General features: G+C 63.0%; 4 protein-coding genes. 2 read left to right on the top strand and 2 right to left on the bottom strand.

What is annotated here, in order from left to right; genetic code table 11:
• Positions 1 to 894: ATP-binding protein (locus tag WCA53_RS16870; RefSeq protein ID WP_423912743.1), on the top strand; the 894-nt coding region annotated here is incomplete at its 5' end.
• Between the two features lie 104 nt (positions 895 to 998).
• A complete protein-coding gene (locus WCA53_RS16865; protein ID WP_423912747.1) occupies positions 999 to 1,568 on the top strand; it encodes a vWA domain-containing protein in 570 nt (189 codons plus the stop codon).
• Position 1,569: 1 nt separating this feature from the next.
• Here the strand turns inward: WCA53_RS16865 and cobJ are convergent, their stop codons facing one another.
• Both cobJ and WCA53_RS16855 read right to left on the bottom strand, forming a co-directional pair.
• A complete protein-coding gene (gene cobJ / locus WCA53_RS16860; RefSeq protein WP_423912745.1) occupies positions 1,570 to 3,219 on the bottom strand; it encodes a precorrin-3B C(17)-methyltransferase in 1,650 nt (549 codons plus the stop codon).
• A 32-nt stretch (positions 3,220 to 3,251) separates the two neighbouring features.
• Positions 3,252 to 3,966 (bottom strand): precorrin-2 C(20)-methyltransferase (locus WCA53_RS16855; protein WP_423912739.1); only part of this gene is annotated, 715 nt, incomplete at its 5' end.

Raw genomic sequence — 3,966 nt, 5'->3', positions numbered from 1 at the left:
CCGCGCGGCACGGCGAAATCGACCACGGCGCGTGCGCTCGCCGAATTGTTGCCTGAGGGTCGCTTCGTGACCTTGCCGCTTGGCGCGAGCGAGGAACAATTGATCGGCACGCTCGACCTCGAAGCCGTGCTGCGTGACGGTGGCGTGCGCTTTTCTCCTGGGTTGCTTGCTAAGGCGCATCAGGGGGTGCTCTATGTCGACGAGGTGAACCTTCTGCCGAACTCCCTTGTGGATCAGTTGCTGGACGTGGCGGGAAGCGGCGTGAACGTCATCGAGCGCGATGGCATATCGCATAGGCATGACGCACGGTTCGTGCTGGTCGGGACGATGAATCCCGAGGAAGGCGAACTCAGGCCGCAATTGCTGGATCGCTTTGGCCTGGCGGTAATGCTGGAAAATTGCTTCGACGCGAACGTACGCCAGGAGATCGTCAAGGCGCGATTGGCATTCGATATGGATCCCGAAGCGTTTCGTGCGCGCTTTGCGGATCGGCAGGATGCGTTGGCGCTCAAGCTTCGACACGCTCGCGCAACGCTGTCGAGCCTCACATTCGACGACGCGGTTCACGCTCGTGTCAGTGCGTTGTGCATCGCAGCGCACGTCGATGGGTTGCGAGCAGACCTTGTGATGCTGCGGGCGGCGAGGGCGCTAGCTGCGTTCGAACAGGCGCCGGCGGTGGGCGTGGAGCACGTTGAACGCGTGTCGGAATCGGTGCTGGTGCATCGGCGCAAGGAAGGCAACCCGTCGGGCGCTCGCGGTGAACAAGGCGCTCATTCTCAAACAGACGAACGACTTGGGGATAGCGACGAATCGAGCGTCGGATACATGCCACCCGAACCCGTCGATATTACGAGGGTCAAGAACGTTCGGCCGCTTTCATCAAAAAAATCCTGAGCCATCGAAGGCCGGATGGTGAGGCCGAACCCGGCCGCCTTCGATGGCTGAAACCTTCTACTGCTGGTAAGACACCGTCGCGAGAGGGCGAGGCGGGCGTGCGCATCGACTGGATTCAGACGCTACGCGCGAAACGCAATCAGCCGCTCGACGCAGGGCATTTGCGCTTTCGTCGCGAGGAAGGTGATGCAGGCGCGCTGCACTGCTTCGTACTCGATTGCTCGGGTTCCATGCTGTCCGGCAAGCGGCTTGCATTGGCTAAAGGTATGGTCGTGGCAATGTTTAGCCGGGCTTATCGTGAACGCGCCGAGGTGGCCCTGGTGTGCTTCGGCGGGGTCACGGCGCAGGTGCGGCGCGAGCCGGGAGCGGCGCATTGGTGGAACGATCACTGGCTTGCGCCTATTGGCGGCGGCGGTGGAACGCCCCTCGCGCTCGGTGTTCGTACAGCCGCTAACGTGCTTGCCAAAGCCGCGCGCAGAAAGCCTTCCCAGCGACGTCTTCTCTGGCTTCTCACCGATGGACGCAGCCCGGAAACACCGGTCCGACCCTCTGACGCCGACCAGATCGTGATCATCGATTTCGAGAATGAAGCCGTGCCGCTCAGCCGTTGTTCGACGCTTGCCGCGTCATGGCAGGCGGACTACCTGCACGCCGCTGACATGACATCGGCGTAGTTTATTCGTACCAGCGCGGTGTGTAGACCCACTCGCCGGCATCCGGCCCAACGCGCGCAAAGCTGCGGGTTGTCGAAGAACCGACAATCACCATGGTGCGCATGTCGACCTGATCGGAGCGCAGGTTTGCAAGCGTCGTGGTCCTTAGCGTTTCGCCCGGTCGACCGATGTTTCGTCCTAGCACAGCGACGGTCGTTCCCGCGCGGTATTCGCGCAGGATGTCCAGCGCCCCATCGAGTTGCCACGGCCGTGCGCGAGATACGGGATTATAGAAGGCCATCACGAGATCGGCTTGAGCAGCATGCCTCAAGCGCGTTTCGATGACCGCCCAGGGCTTGAGGTTATCGGAGAGGGAGAGCATGCAAAAGTCGTGTCCGAGCGGCGCACCTGCACGCGCCGCAGTCGCCAGCGCGGCCGATACCCCCGGTACGATCGACAATTCGACCGCGCCCCAGGCGGCGTTATCGCGTGCCGCGTCGAGTGCTTCGAGCACCGCCGCCGCCATCGCGAACACGCCCGGATCGCCCGATGACACAACCACGACCTTGCGTCCCGTGCTCGCAAGTTCGAACGCATGGCGCGCGCGCTGCATCTCTTCGCGGTTGTCGCTGCAATGGAGCACTTGATGCGGCTTGAACGGGCCAGCCATGCGAACGTAGGTTTCGTAGCCGAGGATATCGTCGGCCAGGGACAACGCAAGCTTCGCTGCGGGGACCATCAGGTCCGCGCAGCCGGGACCGAGGCCGATCACGCTCAGCGTGCCACGTGCCTGACCGAGCGAGAGCGGATCCATGGGGCGCGGCGCAAGCGCCAACACAATACCTTCCTGCGCGGACCCAAACACTTCGAAGCCCGAAGGAAGTTCGCCGAAGCGCAGCGGGACATCGAGCGTGCGTGCTGCGTCGGCGAGTGGTTGGGAGATCATGCTCGTGAGAGGCGCAAGCACGGCGGCTAGCGACAACCGCGCTATGCGATGTTCGCCAAACGCATGACGAATTTGCTCGACGATCGACGCGTCAGACGAGAGGGCCCGGTCGTTCACACAAGCCACCACACAGCGCGGGTGGATCATTAACTGCCTCGCGCCATCGCCGGCAAAAGGCGTCACGCGAATCGTGCGGATGGCCTCGGCCGACTGCGGCAGGCCTGCTTCATCGAGCCACGGCGCTTCGCCTTCCACTCGGGTCGTTTCCCCCGCCAGCAGGTCAGACACGAAGCGCTTTCCCTGCTCGATATCGGCGAGTACGTAACCGGGCGGCGGATTGAGAAGGCAGGTGCCGAAACGCAATTCGCCACTCGTCGTAATAGCGGGCGCTATGTCCAACGCCGCAGCGATTTCCCGCGCCATCACGTTCACGCCGCCCAGACCACCCAGTAACGGCACGACCGCGCTGCCGTCTTCGGCAACGGCGAGCACGGGCGGCTCGACCGTTTTATCGGCGAGAATGGGCGCGAGGCATCGAATGACGATTCCCGCTGCGCACAACGCGACCACGGGCGTGTTGCTCGAATACAGGTTTCGCAAGTGAGCGCCGAGATCGGTGAACGCGACATCGGCCTGCACACGGCTTGCAAGACCATGCACGCTCGACCCCGGATAACGTGCCTGAATGCGTCGCGCGGTATCGAGCGCGCCGATACCCAGCACCATGATTGCCACGGGCGGCGCTGGTTCGAACGTGCTCACGTGCGCCATGGTTCCCCCGGCACGACGAGCAAGGAAAAGTACGGCGACGCCATTGGATCGACCTCGGCGAGCGGCACGATCCGCTGGTTCGCCATGGTCGCGCGCTCGACATACAGCGCGCGTTTATCCAGGCCAAGTTCCGTCAGCACCCGGCGAACCTTGTCGAAGTTGCGGCCGAGTTTCATGATCACGGCGGCGTCGGCGGTGGACAGGCGCTGTTTCAAATCGGCTTCCGGCAACACGCCCGACAACACCGACAAGCTCTGGTTCCGGTAAACGAGCGGCACACCGAGCACGGCTGCGCCGCCGAGCATGGAACACACGCCGGGTACGACAACGGCTTCGAAGCGCTCCGCCAGCCGGTCATGCAAGTACATGTACGAGCCGTAGAAAAACGGATCGCCTTCACAGATCACGGCTACATCGTGACCCGCTTCAAGATGGTCGGCGATCCGGATCGCGGCTTCATCGTAGAACTCGCCGATGATCGTTTCATAGCAAAGCGGGGGTTCGAGCGCTTCGGTGGTCACGGGATAGACGAGCGGCATGCGCGTTTGCGACTCGTTAAGGTGTGCTTCGATAATGCCGAACGCATTGCCCTTCTTACCCTTCGCAACAAAGTAGGCGACGACCGGGGCCGAGCCCAGCAAGCGCAGCGCCTTGACGGTAATCAGCTCGGGGTCTCCCGGACCGACGCCCAGGCCATAGAGG

The organism is Caballeronia sp., assembly GCF_049581465.1.
Classification (GTDB): Bacteria; Pseudomonadota; Gammaproteobacteria; order Burkholderiales; family Burkholderiaceae; genus Caballeronia.
This window is presented reverse-complemented; position numbering and strand designations above follow the sequence as displayed.